The sequence below is a fragment of the Vibrio sp. 10N.222.55.B11 genome, from assembly GCF_041473705.1.
Taxonomy (GTDB): Bacteria; Pseudomonadota; Gammaproteobacteria; order Enterobacterales; family Vibrionaceae; genus Vibrio; species Vibrio crassostreae_C.
The window spans coordinates 1-20,271 of record NZ_JBFRST010000009.1 but is presented as its reverse complement, the minus strand read 5'-3'; the positions used below and the strand labels follow the sequence as shown (position 1 = coordinate 20,271).

Sequence of the window (20,271 nt, the reverse complement as noted above, 5' to 3'; positions counted from 1 at the left end):
AAGTATCTTCATTTTGCGCAAGTCTCAGAAACTGGCTGGCAGCTGGGACTTTAGCACTATTCGAACATTCTTATCTATCTAATAGTTCAACTTTACCTTAACGTTAACTTTGACCGAACATTTGACACTACTATCACAGTGCAACATTTCTTGTACGTCTATTAGACTTTTAAGTTTCTATAGACTTCCTTTCTCCCACTGTTTAACGGTTTTTGCATTTTTAAAACAGAGCGTAGCTTTATCAGATAAACCAAGCTCAAGCTCGCGAAAAACATAGCTTTTTGCCATCTCGTGATACTTCATGATAAACCAATAAACCAATAAACCAAAAACTTGAGTGATATTGGTTGCGTTAGGCATAAAAGATAAAATTACGTACTGTGACTTCAGTGAATAGACTATGCTTTGCCTTACAAAAAGTTATACATGAGCGTCTAAATTAGCAAAATGACTGACTCGCTTTTGTCCAGAAACTTCTCAGCGGCGATCATTGCTAGCAAGGTTTTGTCCAGAACATTCGTAGTTAGAATTTTTACCCGTTGCAAGCTAGCTAATGGCGGATTCACCAAATTCAGGCAAAGCGATGCCAAAGCGGGGTCGCATAGAGCGCCGCTTGCCTGTATTTAATTAGTTGGTTATTGGGTTGATTTACTCGTTGCGAGTAACTGTTTATCGGCTTTACTAACGATGGTTCCTAGCATAGAGGTACGAGTCATGTTTCCGCATCCAACACTAGGGCGACCAAGGCCATCTAATACTTTCTGCACTAACTCTTTTGCTTCTTGAGGATTACGTGCAAGCATGCATTCTAGTGAGTTTAGTATCAGCGACACTAGTCCCAATTTAAGTGGTCATTTTATCCATGATGGCTCCCTCACAATTTGCTGAAGTTTAAGTGAACCTGTTGGTATTCGCCTTCATCATCGCGTTCGTAGAAGTTGAAGTACGACTTACTGCCAATAACTAACAGTGAATCTTTTGCAGCTTCTTGAGCCTTGCGTAAGCTTGGGTCTTGAAAGTCTTTACCAATAAAGCTAATAGTGTTCGCAATAGAGGCATCATTCACAAAAAAGTCTTGAACCGCGATTAATACATCATGTGGCAGTTTGTCTTTTTGGCTGTTGTAATAGTCACGAGCGAGCTGACGAGCCGCATCATGCTCTGGGCCAAGGGTTTTGAGTTTGGCAGTTTTGTAAGTGATTTTGTACTTACCATCAAAACTGAACATTGCCACGTTCTCGCCATTCCCACGGGTATGCAGTTTCGTACCGTAGCTCTCCAACATTTCAATTCGAAATTCTTCAAAAGCTTTCACTAGGTTTTCTTTGAAGGCTTGAAGATGTTTTTGATGCGTTTTTACTTGCTTAACCAAACTGGTGACGAACGCATCTTTACGCAGCTCATGAGCGGGAATGTTGCACTGTGCGATAAGGTTGCCTTCCGCGTTATAGACAAAACCTTCCGGTGCGGCTGGACGAGTTGGCTTTACTTCTGGTTGTTGAGTCGTTTTATTCATTGTGGTGCTCCGGTTTTTACAAAATGGTCAGCTTGAATAAGCTCGTTCTGTTGTTTTAAAAATTGGCTGACGGCTTGGTAAGCCGTGTCTTTTGCGCCGTAAGCAGCGATGGCTGTGTTTGATTCCAATTGGGTCAATGCTTCTGCTCGATAGTCTACGATAGAGAACTCTCCGATACCGTTTTGGTTATTTGGGTCAAAGCGAACAATCACTTCGAGCTTAATGTCTTGATTGGATTGCTGTCCCATTACGCCTCCCAATAAATAATGCTGTGGTTAAGCTTAACGGCTTGCATGTGTCGTTCGATGCCTTGACAGTTCATGTTGATATCGAATTTTGCCATGTCGGCATCAGCAATTAATAAAGGTCTATCACTCATCACCAATTCACCTTTGCCTTTTGGTTTACGGCTGGCGACTCGACCGCCACGCAACCAAACAAATTCATCCGTTTCTCTGCGACTCATATTGCCTCCCAAGGACTTAGAACTTGGTTTAATAACTGGTAAGCAGGAGAGAGTAAAAATTGAAACTCAGCATCCAGCTGGGGGTTGTTGCCTTTGCCTCTTTTGGGCCTGCAATGCTTACAATGACCATTGTGTAAGTGCCATTTCAGAGTTTTCCCTCGGCAAGTAAGACATGGGGAGTAAGGTGAGGTCCCTGTCAGTTGATAGAGGTATGCATTCCCTTCTTGCCCACCAACCGTAACTACGCCATGTGCTTTTAAACGCATCAACAGGTTCTTAATGGTGGTGATCGCAAGGCGGTCACGTCCAACTTGTTGTTGCCAAAGAACCTTACACGTGCAGGGCTGGTGCTTAGTCAACAAGGCCATTACGGTCTCGGTGGTGTTGGGGAGCAGTGTCATGGTTACACTCCTATGCTTTCTTTTAAGTAGTGGTGAGCAGCGGCCAAGTGCTTCGGTGTCAGCGGCTCATGGTTTCGGGATGCTGACGAACTGGCTAACATAATCATGTCTGCGAGTGTTCTGAGTTGCCCTGTGGTTTTCGGCACAATGGCATAAGCCGCTTTAAACAACTCTTGGTCTTGAATACCCCAAGCCTGCATGTAGCTTTTGATGTCACCATTTGACGTTACCTTTATGCAGGTTGGACGTATCATTCGGCTCCAAATCGGGTTCATGTTGACTTGAGAGCGAGCCGCGCTCATACGAGTACGCACGACATCATTACCAAGAAGGAACACGCCGCACTTGCGCTCAGCTAAGATGCGTAAGCCATTCAATACATCATCTGAAAGGTATTGCGCTTCATCGATAATAATGAGTCCGTTTGAGCCATCTAGTTCTTGCGCTATTGCTTTTTGCATGAGGTAGACTGTCATGTTGGATGCCTTAATATTCATGCGCTCACAAAGCTCAGAGAGGATGGCCCGCGCCGATTTACACAAGTTTGAAGCAGTGACAATCCAGACGTTGTTGTGTTTGCGTTGATATTCTTCGGCGGTGACGGTTTTACCAATGCCTGAGCCTTCGTAAACCATCGACCAGCGGCGCATCGTGCGAGCCAAGTCCATCAGTTTCCAAATCGTTTCCGAGGTTGGCAGCATCAAAAAGTCAGGCTCTTGAAGTGACGTATCTGCTAACTCTTCAACTTGGGTACACCGTGTATTCAACCAGGTTTCAAGTTTATGAAGCTGAGTTTCGGTGTCGCCCGTATAAGGTTTGTTATTAAGCAACTTACTTAGAATGCCTTCACCAATATCAGACTCTTTGGCAATCTTACGATTACTGAGATTTTCACTGACTTTCACGGCAAGGACTTGTTGAATAATGTGGTTCATTTTGCTTTCCCGTACTGCTGCATTAATGCGTCTAAATCCATAGTGGGTTCAAAATCCGCACCCACCGCTTTCTTCTCAAGTAAGCCTTCAAACTCACTCGGGTTCATTTGATGCTGCTCTGGCGCTCTTGCTAACTCGGGTGTCATTTCAGTAAGGCTCGGCACCATACCGCCCAATGGCTCGGGCTTCTCATTGCTGCGCGTTAACTGGGCAAGGTCGTCGTTAGTTAATCCGACCATTTGCTCCTTTAACCACGCGGCTCGATTAATATCTTCACTTTGGTGTAGGCTCTGACGGCGTGCCGCGCCTAAATCGTCATAAGCCGCATCAGCAAACAATGGAACCTCGCCGATGAACTCTCCACGCTCACTGTAGGCATACACACAGCCTGTTAAGTCATAAGGGTTGAAGCGAAGATGAACACTTTGACCGATGTATTCGAACAACAGTGGGCTGCGGTAACGATTCGACAAATGCTTGCTGTAACGCCCTGCGTTTAATTCAACGAGGCCGCCACCATGAACCTTCACACTTTTGCGTGTCCGGTGCAGACACAGGCGCAACTGTGTTGCGGTGGGTTTACGTACTTGTATTTGGGTGTAACTTTGCTCAAACACTTGCTTATAGCTGTGAATGCCGCGTGCCATTTCACTGCGACGGCCTTCCAGGCTATTCCAATCGGTCACCCACTCGGCAAATAGCTCAACCACTAACTCAACAGGTACTGTGGCTTCACCGTAGTTCGCGGGTTTGCTGGTGGCTGATTCACCTGCGTAGGCTCCGGCAAAAGCTGGATGGCGCTCAAACTGACCGATACCACCTTTAGAATGGAACAAACGCTCAACAGGTTTGGCTCGCGCGTTACCTTTACGGCCTACGTTGTCATCTTCAACGCGAGTCCAGTTCACTTTTGAGCCTAGAGCCGTAATCGCGCCTTCAATCTCAGCGTTATCAAACTTTTTATGCTCTAACTTGCCTTTGCCCGTTGCTTTAGGGCGTGAGGTTCGCCCTGTCATTGCTTCACTTAACGCCACGGAGCCTCGGTCAAGGTCGAACATTTCAGGGATACCAAAGTTTAAAACCATGTTGAAAAGAGCAATGCCTAACATCTCAGTGTTCTCTGTAATATCAATGGCGTAGCCCACAATCATGGAGCTATAGACATCTTGGAACACCCAAACGGTAGGACGAAGCACCGTGCCATCTTCCAGGTGACAGCGAAGACGAAACTCATGACCATCACCCGATACGCGCTGCATAGCATGCATACCGACTCGTGTGCGACGCTGCGCAGGGACTAAGGTTTGCTTGGCTGCAAATAAACCACCTCGGCAATACACTTGAAGCTCATAAGGAATATCGGTATTCACGCGCTCTCGGATTGTGGAGAGGCAGGGCACACTCCAACCTTCACGCTTAGCGGCTTTACCCATGCGGTTATAACATTCGGTTATGGTGGGCTGTTCAGGTCGCAAATAATCGGCCTGAAACATGGACCAAGCTTCCTGTGATAAGGGGGCGGTACGTTTACCGTGAGAGCCAATTCTATCGAGAAGTGCCGGCAACCAATCTTCCACTGGGATCTTGTTGGTTTGCAATCCTGGGATGTTGTAAAACCAGCTCACAATTTTGGAATAGGTTCTTCCAGACTCTTCCGCCACGCGCTTCATTGATTTACGCATGCTAATACCTGATTCAACATACGCCTTAACTCGCATACACAATTCATAGCGCTGCTTGGTTGAAGCTTTCTTGCTTTCGGTAGCTTCTTCGTACTCAAGCCATAGTTCATCGGAATCAGGAGTTACAACTTGACGAACATGGCGGCTGTCTTCAGCTTGTAGAGTTTGCTGCTTAGCTACGTCACGCAAGAGGTGCAAACGAGTTTCTTCTGGTAAGCAATCGAGATGGTACTCAAAGGCTTTAGAGCCTTGGCGTTTACGCTTTCGAACAACACCTAGTTGGTTTAGCTTGTATCTCACACCTTGAGGTGTGCCTGCCATGCCTGGTCTATTCAATAATTGCGATACATCAACCCACATCTCACACCGCCTTGTTTTGTCTGTATCGACTAGGCCAAATCTCTTTAGGGTGTTTGTTTAAGGCGTCAGCAATAATTCGTTCACCTTTAGGCCATGGACGAGATAAGGTGTTAGACAACGTTGTAGCAGCAAGACCTGCCTTTATAGACAAGCCTTTTAGCGTTAGTCCTTTCTTATGTAATGCTGCAACTATATCGATTCTGTGCATGTCTTTTCTTTCAATAGACATAATGATCCCCTAACTAAAAACTGATATGCTAATTAGTCGCTAAACTAACTATCGCTAATTAGTTTGCAAACTTAATCAAGTTAGTTAAGTTTTGATCACATTATTGAACAAATCAAGCGCAAAGTTGAACTTTCTTTTCGTATTTTGTTCGCATTTTGGTTTTCCTAGTTATTATTCCATATAAATCAATAAGTTGAGTTAAAAGAAAGACTATGCGTAATAATGAAAAATTACTTTCTTTAGATGAAAGTACATTAGAAAGTGTACATAACCGTATTGAAAGCCTGATGAATGGTAGGGTTGGTCGAGAATGCGCACAGGATTGGGATGTGCCGCATAGCACTTTAGTGACGCTATTACATCGAAGAAGCGATCCGAAACTATCTATGCTATTAAAAATAGCTAACGCAGAAGACGTGACCATTGATTGGCTTGCTACTGGTAAAGACTCATCAGCACAATTTGTAGAAGTTCCCGTTAGAAAAGACAACGTTGTTGAGGTAGTTCAATATAACTTTCAAGCTAGTGCTGGGGCTGGCTGTCTAGTTGTTTCAGAAAACCCTGTAGCCAGATTTGAGTTTTCAAAGGAATGGCTTATCCGCCAAGGACTGAACGGGAAGGAATTAACTATTGTTCCTGTACGTGGGGACTCTATGGAGCCAACATTGATGGATGAAGATCTAATGCTGGTGGAAGTGGTAAAAGATCCTAAACAGGCCCGTGATGGCGTGTGTGTGTTTAGAATCGATGATGAAGTGTTGGTAAAGCGTGTTCAGTATGATTTTGCTAGCGGTGGCTACCATGTAACAAGTGACAATACTGCATATAAGCCATTTTTTATTGGAGAAGAGTTTGAAGGCCGGTTCCAATTACTTGGTCGCATGGTAAGAGTGTTACAGAGAGCAAAGAAAGCATAACTAAAAGATCATTTTACGCACAATATCATCTGTTTTAACTCTTAACCATGAGCTCTTCATTAAAGTCCTAAAATCTTCAATAATTCACTTTAGAGCTAAAACTCATCTTTTATTTCTTATTTTCAATGCGTTACCAGCGTATAACTCACTTTCTCTTTTGTATTAACTTTTAATTCTCTCTATCATGGAGTATCCCTTCGCCCCAACCAAAAGAAGAGCATCGCTACCAACATAGCGTGGTGGACCTGATAGTGAATGACAATGTATTACGTACCGACGGATTAACGAAAATAAGTAACAACAAGGTGCTGCACCTGATGTCCGTTCAAGACAACAACATGCCCGACCCACTTGTTCTGCGATTCAGAGGAACAGCCCGTCCTTCTCAATCACTTTTCTTTTCTATTTCTGGCACCATTGACTTAGTCTCTGTGCAAAAAATAAATAAAACAATGAATGACAGCCGATTGGCGCCTTACCTGTTAATCAACAATGACCCATTAACGGTAAAGATTGATATCTTAAGTTCGAATGATTTATTTGCCATCATTAAAACGTGTAATACAGGCCGAACGCAACTTCTGGCCAAACGATAATTAGAGATAGTTTAACCACTAGCAACAAGTGCCCTATTATCAAGTAGCAAGCTTTTCCGATATTACACATAAAAAACGGATGGTTATTTTCATTATTTTATCAGTAACACAATTATTACAGTCTTCCTTACTTTAAGTGTTTGCATTTTAAAACCGATAGCAAAGCAAAATATTAAAGTTAGATTTTTACTCTTTGTCACTCACTACCTGCCCACCTTAAAACTACGAGTATTGTGAATGGTTATACCTGTTCTTCTAATTAACCATTCATACAAACGCCAAAAATAACGTCAAATAATTTTGACGTCTAAGCCCGAATAATGGGCCTTCATTTTTCTAAAAACGGTTTGAGCCCCATCAAACAATTTACGTTCAGTTGCATACTCTTTCACCGTAAAAACACTAATGACAATACAAGACATTGAATTAACTGGGTAATTTAATTCAACCCTTTTCAGTATCTATCTATTTATCAACATGAAAAAGTGAACTTGTCTTGTTAACTGCACGGCACACAAAACATTATCAAAATAGAAAAATTACGAATGAGGGAATTGTTAATGATCACAGTAAACAGAAGTCTCTTAGCAACCGCAGTGTTGTCTGTTCTATCAACCGGTGTAAATGCGAAGATTTACCCAGACCAAATAGTGTTTGACCAACTTGGTGAAGATGTCTGTCGCTCTGGTTATCGTCCTATAGACCGTTATGAAGCAGAAGAGCAGAAGAGTACTTTGGTCGCTCGCATGGGCACTTGGCAGATCACCGGGTTAAAAGGAAACTGGGTAATCATGGGGCCGGGTTATCATGGCGAAATTAAGCAATCAAGCAGTGGGTCAACGTTCTGTTACCCAAACAACGACCAATCTGAAATCCCTAACTATTCCGCCAAATCGGTTCAGGAAGGCAGCGAAATCGATGTTCAGTATGAATTAGTGAACAACCGTAACGACTTTGTACGCCCATTAAGCTACTTAGCCCACAACCTAGGTTACGCTTGGGTTGGCGGTAATAACAGTCAGTACGTGGGCGAAGACATGACGATAAAGCGCTCTGGCAACAGTTGGGTAATACAAGGAAATAACAATGGCTCTTGTAGCGGCTATCGCTGTGATGAAAAAACCAAAATCACCGTCGACAATTTTGCCTACACCGTTAAAGACGACAACTTTTGGCATGGTGATGTTGTCGAGTCGGATCGTGAACTAGTGAAAACGGTTTACGCGACGGCAAGAAACAACAGCAACATCGCGCAACAAGTGGTGGTAGACCTAAAAGTAGACGAATCAACAAACTGGTCGAAAACGAACAGCTACGGATTCTCACAGAGCGTTCAAACAGAGAACACCTTCAAGTGGCCTTTGGTTGGCGAAACTAAGCTCACCGTTAAGTTCGAGGCTAACCAAAGCTTCGCTGAAACAAATGGCAACTCCACTAGCGAGCAAGTAACACTTCAAGCTCGTCCTATGGTTCCTGCGAATTCGGAGCTACCGATTCGAGTTGAGCTGTATCGTTCAAGCATCTCTTACCCATACCGATTCAACGCAGATATTAGCTACGATGTTGAATTCAACGGCTTCCTTCGTTGGGGTGGCAACGCATGGCATACCCATCCAGATAACCGTCCATACAAGGCTCATACCTTCACTATGGGCCGTGGCAGCAGTGAATCTGCCGACATTCGCTACCAATGGGATCACCGTTACATCCCAGGTGAAACTAAATGGTGGGATTGGGGCTGGGCGATTAAAGAAGCTGGCTTATCAAGCATGCAATACGCGACTGGCGGAAGCTTACGCCCCTTCCACTCTTACGTGTCTGGAGATTTCTACGCTGAATCTCAATTTGCAGGTACTATCGAAATTGGACAAGCAACACCAATTACTAACAATCTACGCAGCAAAAGAAGTACTGATTCCGTCAACGAATCTACTGAGCGCATTGGCGACATCGAAGTTACCACCAACTTTAACGCCGATGAGTTGAGTGACTTAGGTTTCGAAGGTGCTGAGATGAACATTAGCGTCGTTGAATAACTGCGCTGTTGAATAAGATCGGTACAAAGATCTACCAGTAATAAAGCACAAAGCCCACGCCGTGGGCTTTCATATATTCATGTTCAACTGAAAACGGTGAACTACACAGGCTCTTCCATCAGAAGCTTAACACCCAGCCCAACCAGCACCATGCCCGTCACGCCTTCCATCCACTTCATAAAACTCGCGTTTTTGAGCAAATTTTTAGCCGAGTTAAGAGCGCCAGCCAAACCACATTGCCATACCATCGCAATCATAAAGTGTACCGAAGCCATCAACATAGATTGCAATAAAGGCGAACCTTCAGGGTTTACAAATTGAGGTAAAAAGGCCAGATAGAAAACTGCTGTTTTTGGGTTAAGAACGTTAGACAGAAAGCCTTCACGCAAAGAACGCTTTGCACTGTAAGCCTGCTGAGCTTGTTCTCCGACCTTCAAACCGCCACCGTTTTTCATCAACGCTCGCAAACTGCTTAAGCCAAGCCAGATGAGGTAAACCGCACCTACCATCTTAACGGCTTGAAAGAGTTCAGCGGATTGGGCGAGGATTGCAGATATACCCACAGCAGAGAAAAACGCGTGTACATACAAGCCGCTACAAATACCAAAGCTCGTCATACAACCGTCAGCTAAGCCAGAGCGGCTAGTATTGCGAATCACCAAAGCCGTATCTAAGCCCGGCGTTAGCGTTAAAATAGTGATGGCAATTAGAAATGCCTCGAAGTTCAAAATATCCATATCATTGTCATTTTTGTTCAGCGATCTATCATCAATACCGTGTATCTGAACAATTCGCAAGCAACAATTGCCACCAGCTATACAACTCACTGATTTTGTGCACAATAGAACAGTTTGATTTTGTGCACAATAGAACAGTTTGATTTGTTAAGAAATAGTAAATTCAAGGCATCGTACCGCCTCATGCTTTTCTCGCTATATCTTCGACTGCGAAGGTCGGCGTCATTAAAAAGCAAAGCCATAATCAAAGTACACGAGATGAACCTTAACGCTGACGCAGCCCTAAGGATCATTTAAAGAAACCAAATTAAGAGTAGTCAAATGAGCGCATTCAAAAAACTAGTCGAACACTCTCAAAAATGTTCACGCTTTCAACACCTAGCTTCTATTTGTGGTTGGGACCAAGCTTCAATGATGCCAGCAGGTGGTAACCAAGCTCGTAGTGAAGCGATGGCCGAGCTTTCTGTTCATATTCACGGCTTAATGACTCAACCACAGCTTGGCGATTGGATTGCAGACGCTGAAAATGAAGCGCTGAACACTGAGCAACAATCGTCACTTCGTGAAATAAAACGCCAGTGGCAACAAGCAAACCTACTTCCAGAAAAACTGGTTGAAGCGAAATCTCTATCGGGTTCAAAATGTGAACATGCGTGGCGTAGCCAACGCGGTAACAACGACTGGGTTGGATTCGAAAAGAACTGGCGTGAAGTGGTTGAGCTTTCTCGTGAAGAAGCGCAGATTCGCGCAGACGCAGCCAATCTAACGCCTTATGATGCGATGCTGGATATTTATGAACCGGGCACCAGCTCTACTTCACTTGATACCCTATTTGCAGACGTTAAAACTTGGCTTCCAGGTTTAATTGATGAAGTGATCGAAAAACAATCGAGCGAGCAATTTAACGCACCATCAGGTATCTATTCGACCGAGAAACAGAAAGCACTGGGTTTAGAAGTCATGAAGCTGCTTCAGTTCGATTTTGAACACGGCCGATTGGATGAAAGTGTTCACCCATTCTGTGGCGGCGTGCCTTCAGACGTGCGTATCACAACACGCTATGACGAAGCGGAATTCGTTCAAAGCTTAATGGGTATTGTGCATGAAACAGGCCACGCACGTTACGAACAAGGCTTACCAAAACACCTAGCAGGACAACCAGCGGGGGAAGCTCGTTCTATGGGCATTCATGAATCTCAATCTTTATTCTTCGAGATGCAAGTCGGCCGCAGCGACCCGTTCATTGGACACTTAGCGAACTTGGCTGGTCAGCAATTCTCAGGCTCAGAATTTGAGAAAGAAAACTTCCAGAAGATCTACACGCGCGTGAAGAAAGACTTCATCCGTGTCGATGCTGATGAACTCACCTACCCTGCACACGTTATCCTGCGTTACGAGATTGAGCGTGACTTGATCAACGGCAAGATCAAACACACTGACGTGCCAGAGTTATGGAATACCAAGATGCAGTCTTACCTTGGTTTAAGCACTCAAGGCAACTTCACTAACGGCTGTATGCAAGACATCCACTGGACAGACGGCGCATTTGGTTACTTCCCATCGTACACATTAGGTGCGATGTATGCGGCGCAGTTCATGGCTTCAATGAAGAAAACGGTAGATATAAACTCTGTGATTGAAAGCGGTGACCTATCCCCTATCTTCACTTGGTTAGAATCAAACATTTGGAGCAAAGGCAGCCTGCTGACCACTGATGACTTGGTGAAAGGTGCAACGGGCGAAACCTTGAATGCGCAATACTTCAAAGACCATTTGAGAAGTCGTTATCTGTAGATAAAACGCCCAACTACATTGAAGGTTTCTATTTGCAGAGCTTGCTGTGTAAGTAGAACCAAGCTGAAAAAAGCATAGTACAAGTATTGTAAGTCAAAAGTCACAATTATGGCTGAAGGGTAGCTTTGGTTCTAACTAGAAAAGGGGCACTTCTGAGTTACGAAGTGCCATCTGTGAAGGTTCTGGACATTTCCGAGTTGCGTTTTATCTAATTTAGTAAGTCATGAATTAACAGAAGTAGGGCAACTCGCTTAGTCGAGTGTCCAGTTTCACTGGTGCAGATCAGTTATCATATTTTAAGTAAATCACTCTAGAAAGGAAGTGAAACCTATGAATTTTAGTTTTGAACAACTTCTCGCGTTCGTGACCGTTTATGAACAACTCTCGTTTAGCAAAGCCGCGGTCAAACTCAATAAGCACCGAACTACGATAGGGCAGGTGATTACCAACCTTGAAGACCAACTAGCGGTCAGTTTGTTTGAACGAGTGGGGCGTTCGGTAGAGCCAACTGAAGATGGTCACCTTCTTTATCACAATGCTAAATTAACCATCGAGCAAGCGCGTACTTTCGATAAATTGGCGCTAAGCCTCTCTTATGGTGGATTAGAAAGCGTCAACATCGCTTATTCTAGTGTGATTCCTCATCGCGCTTTGGTTGAAATCCGCCAGCAATTTCTTCGCGATTTTCCGCTAATGCGCGTGAACTTTTTTGTTAGGAATAAACAGGACATCAAAAGAGGCATAGATAGTGGCGAATACCATTTTGGTATCGTCAATGTGCATGACCGTCAGGCGATGTATAGCTTTGATGCTACTTTCCTTGGGCATTTCGAATTTCTCCCTTTTGTTCAAAAAGGTGGAGATCTATCTAGGTTGGAGAAAAGTGCAGTCTTGGTGGCTCTGAAAAACAGCAAACAATTTGTCTTACGATCTTTTATTGAAGAAGGTATGTCAGAGAAGATTATTTACAGCTCAGACAATGAAGCAATCGATCAACTTGCCCTAGTGATAAAGATGGTCGAAGCGGGGTTTGGTTGGGCGTTACTGCCTAAAACCTTCGCTAATACTGAGTTTGCCAATCATGCCATTGAGCCAGTTGAAGCCGATGAGATGCTAGAGGGCTTCAAGTTTGGCTTCGCGCTTTGGTGTCCACATTCCAAACAAATTGTTGATATTAAAAAGTCGTTAATCACCGTGATAAACAATTATCGCAAGCGATTTGAAGACGGTCTCCGTCGTTAACTCATAGACTCATCCAATTTTTTAACAAGGTTCAATTAGAGCCTTGTTTTCGTTTCAGTTAACTTTAAGTTCGAGTTTTGATGGATTACACCCTTTATATAGGAGTGTGAGGTATCAAGCTGACTATCTCTTCAGTCATGTCACTTTCCCTGTACCTTTAAATAATATAAAAGATATCATACAGTTTGTTTTGATTTTACCCCCAGCCCGTGAAGATAAAGTGACTAAATGGTTGATGTGATACATAGCAATTGTTCACAACTAAAGTTCATAAGGATGGATGACTTTTAGTAGGGAAAATGTTCGCATCCTAAACGATGTAGAGTATTCAATCTAAGTGATTTTGGGGCAGATCTGAGCTAGCAGGCACTTTGCAAGAAAAGCGCCACGAGTAAAACTTCAGGCTTATGAAGCCTCTGGACATTTCCGTTTTAGCAAGATTGCCAATTAAGCAAAGCATGAATTAAAAGGATAAAAAAAGTCGCTTACGTGATTGTCAGGGATCATTAGACCACTACAACTTCAATTGTCAGTTATAACTAAAACGGCACCTAGCCTTTGAGCAAAAAACCCTATATAACTCATCCCCACCTTCATGCTCTCTTACTCGAAAGAAAAAAATACTCTTCCCTCCCTCCTCATACGCGAGAGCTAGCTCAGCATCATCTCTTATCAAACCTTCAGCTACTAAGTGAACTTCTAATGCATCGAGTGCTTTTTCTTCTAAGGCTTTATCGTGAATTGGTTTAAAACCTCCAAATGAAAGGGAAGAAAAAAAAAGAGCAAAAACAAAAAAAACAATTCGCATAACTATTCCTTTTTTATTAGTTCAATACTAATTCCAGTTTAGTAAGAAATTAAGATTGTCGCAGCAGTGAAACTAAATAGATAGCTCTCGTTTCATGCAATTAAAGTCGGAGTTCATCATTCTTATTATGGTAAATGGGTAAATTAGCTACCAAAAACAACCCTCAGACCTCCTCAAACGCTCTCAGCGAGGATTTTGGGCTTGTTCAAGGCTATGCTCATACTACCTTGTATGTGTGTGACTCTTTCAGTGCGATTTACAGAGCAAAAACTAGCGAATTCGTTTGAGTCAAGAACTGTACTCTGCCCCCACTTTTCGTACTTTGTGAGTTAAGTCGCCCCGTTAGCAAGAATTTGGACAGCCGCAACTACCTTAAAATGCAGGTCACATTCTCCACTGGACGGACGGCGCATTCGGTTACTTCCCACCTTACACATTAGGTGCGATGTACGCGGCTCAGTTCATGGCTTCAATGAAGAAAACAGTGGATGTGAACTCAGTGATTGAAAGCGGTGACCTATCCCCTATCTTCAATTGGTTAGAATCGAACATTTGGAGCAAAGGCAGCCTGCTTACTACTGATGATTTGGTGAAAGGTGCAACAGGTGAAACCTTGAATGCGCAATACTTCAAAGATCATTTGAGAAGTCGTTACCTTTAATGGAATAAATCGATAGAGGCTGATCAGTTTATTGATTCAGCCTTTTTAATCACATTTTCAAAACATACTTAGATTGATTTGAAGGTTTTATCCCTTCATCGAACTTAACAATCACGGAAGATTCTGGTACCTACTAGCACGAAATTGGACAAAAACGCGTTAAACTCAAAACTCTAATTCACTTAACTAATATTAGAAAAAGTATCTTGAAACCTTAAAGCTGAGAGGTTGATACGGCGACGTTGAACAATGAGTCTTAGATCTCTAATCAATCACGTTAGTATGGGTGAAGCCTGAAAGTGATAGACTTAGAAAGCGTATTAATAATAATCAACAAAAGTCTGGTGAGTGTGTTACCTTGGTTGTTATCCCTACCGCTTAGTGGGGACTTCTTTTCTTTTCCGAACTCGCATCTCGGCACTCCTTAGTTGCCCTCCTAAGCCTCACCGCAGGCTTTAATTATGTCCATTTCAACCCAAAAGTTAAGAAACATCTTCAAACTCACTAGAATTGAAAATGTAGAAATCAACAACGATGTACCCCATTTCGCACCTTGGTTACCACTTGCTCAGAAAGTAAAACCTGTCATCCCTTCTGCGATTATATATTGCGAAGGTAATTTTGGTAAAATTGATGGTAAAACCGCTAATGGGTTAGTGAGACATTCGTTAAGCTATCGTATTCTATCGGTTATTGATAGTGAGTCTGCTGGCTTAGATGCTGGTGAAGTTCTTGATAACAAAGCCAATGGAATACCTATCCTTGCTAATGCTGAAGAAGCTATCATTCACGCAGAAAGCATTCCTGATTACTTCATTTTTGGCATTGCGCCATCAAGTGGCTTTTTATCTGACTTAGATAAAAGCATCATTTTAAATGCCATGTCACTAGGAATGAACATCGTAAATGGCTTACATGAATTCCTAACCGATGATCCTCTATTTTTAGAAGCCCGTTTAAAGAATAACGTTCGAATATTCGATACTCGCAAACCCAAAAGTAAAGGCGATCTGAAAACGTTTAGCGGAAAAATACACAACGTTAAATGTCCGAGAATTGCTGTAATGGGGACGGATTGCGCGCTAGGAAAACGAACAACAGCAACAATATTGGCGAATGAACTGACTAAAAAAGGCCTTAACGTCGTTCTGATTGCCACTGGTCAAACAGGCATTATGCAGGGCGCACAATACTGCGTTGCACTCGATGCTGTTCCTTCACAATTTTGTGCCGGTGAGTTGGAATCTGTCATTGTACAGGCCTATGAAAAAGAAAATCCGGATCTGATTATTATTGAAGGGCAAGGAGCCTTGAGTCACCCTGCGTTTTCAACCAGCGCTTTTATCTTACGTGGCAGTTGTCCAACGGGTGTGATACTGCAACATGCCCCTAAACGTTTATATCGTAGTGATTTTCCTGATTGCCCAATGCCTTCGATTGCCTCAGAAATCAATCTTATCGAAACGTTTTCTAATACCAATGTTATTGGACTAACACTGAATCATGAAGATATGTCGTTGGATGAAACACGTTGTGCGATAGACACTTACACTACCGAATTTGGTTTACCGGTTACTGATGTCTTGTCACAGCCTGTTGAACATCTACAGCACATCGTAACGTCAGCCTTTCCTATAATAGCAAGTAAACTGGCCGAAAAAGGGTGAACTACCCTAGGTTAGACATCGATTGTGGGAAAGTTCATCATAACGCTCAGTTCCTGATTTCTCAGCTCTCACTGAAAAATATATCCGTTACGCCTGTAACAAAAGCCTTCCTCGGCCACCCTATCATCGCACAAGTTCTTATTGATGCTGGCGCAACAATGTTAGCCGATTCAAGGATCGAAAATCTTCAAAAGATGACTGAATCTGGCATTGCTACCCCTAAAATGCTGATACGTACACCCATGCTCAGTCAAGTGGCGAGCGTAATAAAATACAGTGATATGAGTTTAAACTCTGAAGTTGAAGTGATTCAGAGGCTTTCACATGCAGCGGAACAACAAAATTGCTGTCACGGTATCATTATTATGGTTGAGCTTGGCGATCTAAGAGAAGGTGTGATGCCAAATCGCGTGATTGATTTTATCCGAGAGATCATTTCTTTACCAAACATCACGATAAAAGGAATTGGTACGAATTTAGCCTGTCGGTATGGTGTCGCTCCAGATGATCAAAATATGAGTATTCTTTCTGAGCTTGCCGATGGAATTGAAGCTACATTTGGGGTCAGTCTAGAAATTATTTCAGGGGGTAATTCTGCTTCAGTTAACTGGGCTCTTCAGAGAACAGGCTTAACTCGAGTCAATCACCTTCGTATAGGAGAAGCCATTTTTTTAGGCTGTGAGCCTTTAGAGCACGAAAATATCAAAGGCTTACATACGGATGCGGTTTCTTTGACCGCTGAAGTGATTGAATCCAAGACTAAACCGACTTTGCCTTGGGGGAGTCGGGGGTTAAATGCTTTTGGTGAAAAAGAAAACCTTCAAGATAGAGGGGAGGTCTCACAAGCTATTCTAGCATTAGGCCGCCAAGATGTTTGTGTCAGCGGGCTTAAGGCTCCGAATGGGATTAAGATCATGTCTTCAACCAGTGATCATCTTGTCCTTGAATCCTCACAGAAACCACTATTTGTAGGGGAAAAAGTCACATTCAGTTTAGATTACAGTGCGCTCTTATCTTCTATATCTTCACGTTATATCCATAAATATTTTAAGGCACCTAAAGGGAGAAGAAAGGAAGAAGGAGCACATAATGCTACGAACAACTGTAATTCTCTTCGTCAGTGTCATGCTTAACGGTTGTCAGATAAGCCCAATAAAATCTAATGGACTTGCCGATTATAGAGCGACAGTTATTTCAAGCCAACTTCCACAAGAGTTAGGCTCAATCACACTCGTAAATGCACAGTCAGAGGGCGATAGTGTCACTCTTGTTTTCGTAAAAAAGAAAACTTTGAATATGGACCGCTTAGTAGAAAAAGTCGCCGTTAGTTTTTGTGACAACATCGAAATAAGACCACTATTAGAGAGTGGGCTCTCTTATCGAATCATTACCTTAGGAAAAAATGAGAAAGTAGAAAGCCTTAACGTCATTTCTCTAGCTAAGTGCTCTAATTGAATGCTTAGCAGTCGAATGGATAAAAGCCAATACGAGTTGTTCAATGTACTCAATGACACTATTTTATTGAGGTTTGACCGCCTTACGCCTTGGGAAAAAAACTTTATCACAGAGTTACACCATAAGGTCGTAACTAGACAACTCATTTCAATTAAACAAAAACAGCTTGCTTTAAAAATTTCAATGAAAGCCTATAAATCAAAGAAGAAAAACGCGCGTTCCAACGTTTAATTTAAGCTTGTGTATACCTAATCTGTTCAAGGTCCTCTAAACCTTGGACAGATTAGTAGTATTTGCACTTAACGTATTGAAAATAATCAAGTGTAGCGGTGAATGGGTAACAACTTTCAGCGTAATAGCAATTGAAACACCTAAGTATTTAGGTTCCTTTTCGATTAACACTCAGTACCTTCTGAAAGCAACAATGCATCTTCTAATTCAACCCCAAGATAGCGGATTGTATTATCTACCTTGGTATGACCAAGTAGTAGCTGCACCGCTCGGATATTTTTCGTTTTTGCGTAGACTAACGTCGCTTTTGTTCGCCTCATCGAGTGAGTGCCATACAAGTTAGGATCCAACCCCAGATTAGAAGCCCATCTCCTCACTAAGTATCGATAGTACGAATAGCTAATCGGTTGTTGCTTTCGCCTTTGGCTTGGGAAAATAAAATTGCTGTCATGTAGCGAAGCCATCAAAATCCATTTCATTAGACTCTGTTGAGTTCTTGTCGTTATCTCAAATTGAACTTCAATATCTGTTTTGCGCTGGATATGCTTAACGCGGTTAAATATCCTATCTTGCGAAGATACATCGCAAACTCTGAGAACGAGCAATTCACTTGCTCTAAGTTTGCTATCAATAGCTAAGTTGAGCAACGCAAGCTGCATCAAATTATTTTCAATTTCTAATCTGGTTCTGATCCGCCAAATTTCCTCAAGCCGAAAAGGCTTTTTGACGCCACTTCGTTTCGTTTTGTTGAAAACTACCATGATGACCTCCTTTTTAATTTGGTCATCACGATTGTAGTTGGAAGGAAATGGACAAAAGCGTGTCAGTGATTTTACTAATTTAGTAAACAATGAATTACTACAAGTATATAAAGTCGTTTAATCAACTTCCATGAGTGATGTCAATCTGAGTGATATGTCGGCCAAGCACAGCATTTTTGTGAATCGTTGTATTTTTATCACAGGTTTATCCAATACAGTCCCGCTTTAGACGTAAGAAGCTACGCTGCTATCAATTCATTAGGCGCAACATCTTATGACTATTAGATAAAACCGACATTAACGTTGAACTTTATGAAAACAATACATCAAGGTTTGAACTGGCAACTTAATAAATACGCTTTCATTATGTAATGATTTTACTTACAAAGTCATACTGTCATAGACAAAAGATTCCGCAATAATACGTCAAATGGTATGAGTTAAAACTTATATGGCGGTTCGTATCATTGGTGTTAAGTTTGGCTACACCAATTACGCAAACTAAAAAAATAGTGCAGAAAAGCTTTCGATAACATTAGCTTCAATATTCCAGGGCTGTGTCTATTTTTGCATTGCGATTGGCCATCTTCGATAACATCAAGATGTGGCCTACACTAAAACTTCAGGGTAACCAGCACTCTTTCTTTAACGCTTACCGAACTAGTTGTCCAAATTTAAACAAGTGGACTCGATATGAGAGCAAGTGCGCCTAATGAGAGAGCACTCGTCAATGGAATGAACGTCAGTGTTGAATGCAAAGGCGATAAGATATTGGCCACCATTTTAGCTGATAAGTGATATACAAAATGTAGCTGGCTGAGAACACATTAAAGTTATCTTTAATCACACTCGTCAGCATTCTATCAGGGAGTTTGTTTTGGGTTTTGTGACGGCACTATTGTAAAAATACTATACGTACCCTATTTTTGAATCATCGTGGGCAACGCTTGGAACTAATATTTCTGTCATGGGGGCAGGCAAAAAGGAAACAATAACTTCCATCATCGTTTTTAATTAAGACATACATATACCTTAATTAAAAAAATTGGCGCGTTCTAATATGCGCCAGATAAAGAGATCTATAAGATACTTGAAGAGTCTATGTTAAAAGACAGGAGCAAAAGCGACATTACCATTTTGATAACTCAAGATTAGCTTATCAAGATCCTTACATTGGCCAGTTACTTTTAATGAAACACCTACCCAAGGTAAATAAGCATGAATAAAATTAGCTTTTTAAAAATAAACAATACCATTATCAATGACATTATTGATCTCTCAGTGGAAGAGTCTCAAAAACAACTCATTGCTAACAACGCAGAGTGGCTTGCAGAAGCCAGTTTTAACGACGATAGTATCAACTATGGTATTTACTTAAACAATAAACCTGCGGGGCTAATCTCTCTGATTGACCCTAGAATACTGGACACACACGATGAACACTTTCAAAAGGAGCATTTATATGTATGGCGCGTCATGATTGACCATCGTTTCCAAGGAAAAGGATTGGGGAGTCAAGCGATTAACTTCAGTAAGAAATACGCTTCCATTACCGGTTTAAAAGGCGTCTCCCTGACAACGATGGATAAAGAAAAAGGCAATGCGCTCTCTATTTATCAAAAGCTTGGTTTTATACCAACGGGCAGAAGACTTGATGATGAAATTGAATTAATTTTTGGCTTAAAGGAATGAGTGGATAAACAAGTCAGATGGTGTGTCTGGGACGGCTATTTGGCCGCCTCATTTTATACTTCAACTGGGCGTTGTTGATCAAATC

The 20,271-nt window shown here is 42.3% G+C and carries 21 protein-coding genes and 1 pseudogene; 11 read left to right on the top strand and 11 right to left on the bottom strand.

From position 1 onward, the window contains the following. Positions 1-635: 635 nt before the first annotated feature. The 8 genes from AB4503_RS05160 to AB4503_RS05125 form a co-directional block, all read right to left on the bottom strand. Entirely contained in the window at positions 636-803 is a 168-nt protein-coding gene (locus tag AB4503_RS05160; protein WP_372113837.1) for a hypothetical protein, read from the bottom strand. Positions 804-874: 71 nt separating this feature from the next. Next, positions 875-1,516, bottom strand: coding sequence for a DUF3164 family protein (locus AB4503_RS05155; protein ID WP_372113835.1), 642 nt, complete (start codon positions 1,514-1,516; stop codon positions 875-877). Then, positions 1,513-1,764: a hypothetical protein gene (locus AB4503_RS05150; protein WP_372107171.1), complete on the bottom strand. Its 252-nt coding sequence runs from the start codon at positions 1,762-1,764 to the stop codon at positions 1,513-1,515. The genes AB4503_RS05155 and AB4503_RS05150 overlap by 4 nt, the downstream gene beginning before the upstream one ends. Continuing rightward, complete coding sequence (locus tag AB4503_RS05145; RefSeq protein WP_048666278.1) at positions 1,764-1,982, bottom strand: hypothetical protein; 219 nt, start codon at positions 1,980-1,982, stop codon at positions 1,764-1,766. Before AB4503_RS05145 ends, AB4503_RS05150 begins: the two co-directional genes overlap by 1 nt. Next, a complete protein-coding gene (locus tag AB4503_RS05140) occupies positions 1,979-2,383 on the bottom strand; it encodes a BlaI/MecI/CopY family transcriptional regulator (RefSeq protein ID WP_136984520.1) in 405 nt (134 codons plus the stop codon). The genes AB4503_RS05145 and AB4503_RS05140 overlap by 4 nt, the downstream gene beginning before the upstream one ends. 2 nt (positions 2,384-2,385) lie before the next feature. Then, entirely contained in the window at positions 2,386-3,318 is a 933-nt protein-coding gene (locus tag AB4503_RS05135; RefSeq protein ID WP_048666276.1) for an AAA family ATPase, read from the bottom strand. Next, a complete protein-coding gene (locus tag AB4503_RS05130) occupies positions 3,315-5,360 on the bottom strand; it encodes a transposase domain-containing protein (RefSeq protein ID WP_136985804.1) in 2,046 nt (681 codons plus the stop codon). Before AB4503_RS05130 ends, AB4503_RS05135 begins: the two co-directional genes overlap by 4 nt. A gap of 1 nt (position 5,361) precedes the next feature. Next, complete coding sequence (locus tag AB4503_RS05125; protein WP_048615410.1) at positions 5,362-5,589, bottom strand: helix-turn-helix transcriptional regulator; 228 nt, start codon at positions 5,587-5,589, stop codon at positions 5,362-5,364. 212 nt (positions 5,590-5,801) lie between these two features. Between AB4503_RS05125 and AB4503_RS05120 the strand changes: the two genes are divergently transcribed. The 3 genes from AB4503_RS05120 to AB4503_RS05110 all read left to right on the top strand — a co-directional run bounded on the left by AB4503_RS05120 (position 5,802) and on the right by AB4503_RS05110 (position 9,138). Next, a complete protein-coding gene (locus tag AB4503_RS05120) occupies positions 5,802-6,506 on the top strand; it encodes a S24 family peptidase (RefSeq protein WP_136985805.1) in 705 nt (234 codons plus the stop codon). Positions 6,507-6,697: 191 nt separating this feature from the next. Further along, positions 6,698-7,102, top strand: coding sequence for a hypothetical protein (locus AB4503_RS05115; protein ID WP_372113876.1), 405 nt, complete (start codon positions 6,698-6,700; stop codon positions 7,100-7,102). Positions 7,103-7,662: 560 nt separating this feature from the next. Further along, positions 7,663-9,138, top strand: a complete 1,476-nt coding sequence (locus AB4503_RS05110; RefSeq protein ID WP_372113832.1) for an aerolysin family beta-barrel pore-forming toxin — start codon at positions 7,663-7,665, stop codon at positions 9,136-9,138. Positions 9,139-9,239: 101 nt separating this feature from the next. Here AB4503_RS05110 and AB4503_RS05105 read toward each other — a convergent pair whose 3' ends face one another. Beyond that, positions 9,240-9,875 (bottom strand): LysE family translocator, encoded by a 636-nt coding sequence (locus AB4503_RS05105; RefSeq protein ID WP_017058961.1) that lies wholly within the window; start codon positions 9,873-9,875, stop codon positions 9,240-9,242. A 321-nt stretch (positions 9,876-10,196) separates the two neighbouring features. On the opposite strand from AB4503_RS05105, the gene AB4503_RS05100 reads away from it, so the two are divergent. Then, positions 10,197-11,669, top strand: coding sequence for a carboxypeptidase M32 (locus tag AB4503_RS05100; protein ID WP_017066275.1), 1,473 nt, complete (start codon positions 10,197-10,199; stop codon positions 11,667-11,669). A gap of 330 nt (positions 11,670-11,999) precedes the next feature. Continuing rightward, positions 12,000-12,911: a LysR family transcriptional regulator gene (locus AB4503_RS05095; RefSeq protein WP_017070940.1), complete on the top strand. Its 912-nt coding sequence runs from the start codon at positions 12,000-12,002 to the stop codon at positions 12,909-12,911. A 529-nt stretch (positions 12,912-13,440) separates the two neighbouring features. Here the strand turns inward: AB4503_RS05095 and AB4503_RS05090 are convergent. Continuing rightward, positions 13,441-13,719: a hypothetical protein gene (locus AB4503_RS05090; RefSeq protein WP_017063787.1), complete on the bottom strand. Its 279-nt coding sequence runs from the start codon at positions 13,717-13,719 to the stop codon at positions 13,441-13,443. A 391-nt stretch (positions 13,720-14,110) separates the two neighbouring features. Here AB4503_RS05090 and AB4503_RS05085 point away from each other — a divergent pair. The 5 genes and pseudogenes from AB4503_RS05085 to AB4503_RS05065 form a co-directional block, all read left to right on the top strand. Then, a pseudogene (locus AB4503_RS05085) lies at positions 14,111-14,380 on the top strand (carboxypeptidase M32); the annotation flags it as partial. Positions 14,381-14,841: 461 nt separating this feature from the next. Beyond that, entirely contained in the window at positions 14,842-16,047 is a 1,206-nt protein-coding gene (locus tag AB4503_RS05080; RefSeq protein ID WP_372113829.1) for a DUF1611 domain-containing protein, read from the top strand. Further along, positions 16,044-17,180 carry an alanine/ornithine racemase family PLP-dependent enzyme gene (locus AB4503_RS05075; protein ID WP_372104790.1) on the top strand — a complete coding sequence of 379 codons (1,137 nt, stop codon included), beginning with the start codon at positions 16,044-16,046 and terminating at the stop codon, positions 17,178-17,180. Before AB4503_RS05080 ends, AB4503_RS05075 begins: the two co-directional genes overlap by 4 nt. Continuing rightward, positions 17,137-17,502 (top strand): type II secretion system pilot lipoprotein GspS-beta, encoded by a 366-nt coding sequence (gene gspS2, locus AB4503_RS05070; RefSeq protein WP_372113827.1) that lies wholly within the window; start codon positions 17,137-17,139, stop codon positions 17,500-17,502. Before AB4503_RS05075 ends, gspS2 begins: the two co-directional genes overlap by 44 nt. Next, a complete protein-coding gene (locus tag AB4503_RS05065; protein ID WP_004735670.1) occupies positions 17,503-17,733 on the top strand; it encodes a hypothetical protein in 231 nt (76 codons plus the stop codon). A gap of 164 nt (positions 17,734-17,897) precedes the next feature. On the opposite strand, the gene AB4503_RS05060 is transcribed toward AB4503_RS05065, so the two are convergent. Then, a complete protein-coding gene (locus AB4503_RS05060; RefSeq protein WP_371724440.1) occupies positions 17,898-18,494 on the bottom strand; it encodes a tyrosine-type recombinase/integrase in 597 nt (198 codons plus the stop codon). Between the two features lie 1,218 nt (positions 18,495-19,712). On the opposite strand from AB4503_RS05060, the gene AB4503_RS05055 reads away from it, so the two are divergent. Then, positions 19,713-20,186, top strand: a complete 474-nt coding sequence (locus AB4503_RS05055; protein ID WP_004734802.1) for a GNAT family N-acetyltransferase — start codon at positions 19,713-19,715, stop codon at positions 20,184-20,186. Positions 20,187-20,271: the final 85 nt, after the last annotated feature.

What these genes read in the sequence shown, in the direction of transcription:
- AB4503_RS05160 (WP_372113837.1), bottom strand. Translation starts at nt 803, where the DNA reads ATGCTTGCACGTAATCCTCAAGAAGCAAAAGAGTTAGTGCAGAAAGTA.
- AB4503_RS05155 (WP_372113835.1), bottom strand. Translation starts at nt 1,516, where the DNA reads ATGAATAAAACGACTCAACAACCAGAAGTAAAGCCAACTCGTCCAGCC.
- AB4503_RS05150 (WP_372107171.1), bottom strand. Translation starts at nt 1,764, where the DNA reads ATGGGACAGCAATCCAATCAAGACATTAAGCTCGAAGTGATTGTTCGC.
- AB4503_RS05145 (WP_048666278.1), bottom strand. Translation starts at nt 1,982, where the DNA reads ATGAGTCGCAGAGAAACGGATGAATTTGTTTGGTTGCGTGGCGGTCGA.
- AB4503_RS05140 (WP_136984520.1), bottom strand. Translation starts at nt 2,383, where the DNA reads ATGACACTGCTCCCCAACACCACCGAGACCGTAATGGCCTTGTTGACT.
- AB4503_RS05135 (WP_048666276.1), bottom strand. Translation starts at nt 3,318, where the DNA reads ATGAACCACATTATTCAACAAGTCCTTGCCGTGAAAGTCAGTGAAAAT.
- AB4503_RS05130 (WP_136985804.1), bottom strand. Translation starts at nt 5,360, where the DNA reads ATGTGGGTTGATGTATCGCAATTATTGAATAGACCAGGCATGGCAGGC.
- AB4503_RS05125 (WP_048615410.1), bottom strand. Translation starts at nt 5,589, where the DNA reads ATGTCTATTGAAAGAAAAGACATGCACAGAATCGATATAGTTGCAGCA.
- AB4503_RS05120 (WP_136985805.1), top strand. Translation starts at nt 5,802, where the DNA reads ATGCGTAATAATGAAAAATTACTTTCTTTAGATGAAAGTACATTAGAA.
- AB4503_RS05110 (WP_372113832.1), top strand. Translation starts at nt 7,663, where the DNA reads ATGATCACAGTAAACAGAAGTCTCTTAGCAACCGCAGTGTTGTCTGTT.
- AB4503_RS05105 (WP_017058961.1), bottom strand. Translation starts at nt 9,875, where the DNA reads ATGGATATTTTGAACTTCGAGGCATTTCTAATTGCCATCACTATTTTA.
- AB4503_RS05100 (WP_017066275.1), top strand. Translation starts at nt 10,197, where the DNA reads ATGAGCGCATTCAAAAAACTAGTCGAACACTCTCAAAAATGTTCACGC.
- AB4503_RS05095 (WP_017070940.1), top strand. Translation starts at nt 12,000, where the DNA reads ATGAATTTTAGTTTTGAACAACTTCTCGCGTTCGTGACCGTTTATGAA.
- AB4503_RS05090 (WP_017063787.1), bottom strand. Translation starts at nt 13,719, where the DNA reads ATGCGAATTGTTTTTTTTGTTTTTGCTCTTTTTTTTTCTTCCCTTTCA.
- AB4503_RS05080 (WP_372113829.1), top strand. Translation starts at nt 14,842, where the DNA reads ATGTCCATTTCAACCCAAAAGTTAAGAAACATCTTCAAACTCACTAGA.
- gspS2 (WP_372113827.1), top strand. Translation starts at nt 17,137, where the DNA reads ATGCTACGAACAACTGTAATTCTCTTCGTCAGTGTCATGCTTAACGGT.
- AB4503_RS05065 (WP_004735670.1), top strand. Translation starts at nt 17,503, where the DNA reads ATGCTTAGCAGTCGAATGGATAAAAGCCAATACGAGTTGTTCAATGTA.
- AB4503_RS05060 (WP_371724440.1), bottom strand. Translation starts at nt 18,494, where the DNA reads ATGGTAGTTTTCAACAAAACGAAACGAAGTGGCGTCAAAAAGCCTTTT.
- AB4503_RS05055 (WP_004734802.1), top strand. Translation starts at nt 19,713, where the DNA reads ATGAATAAAATTAGCTTTTTAAAAATAAACAATACCATTATCAATGAC.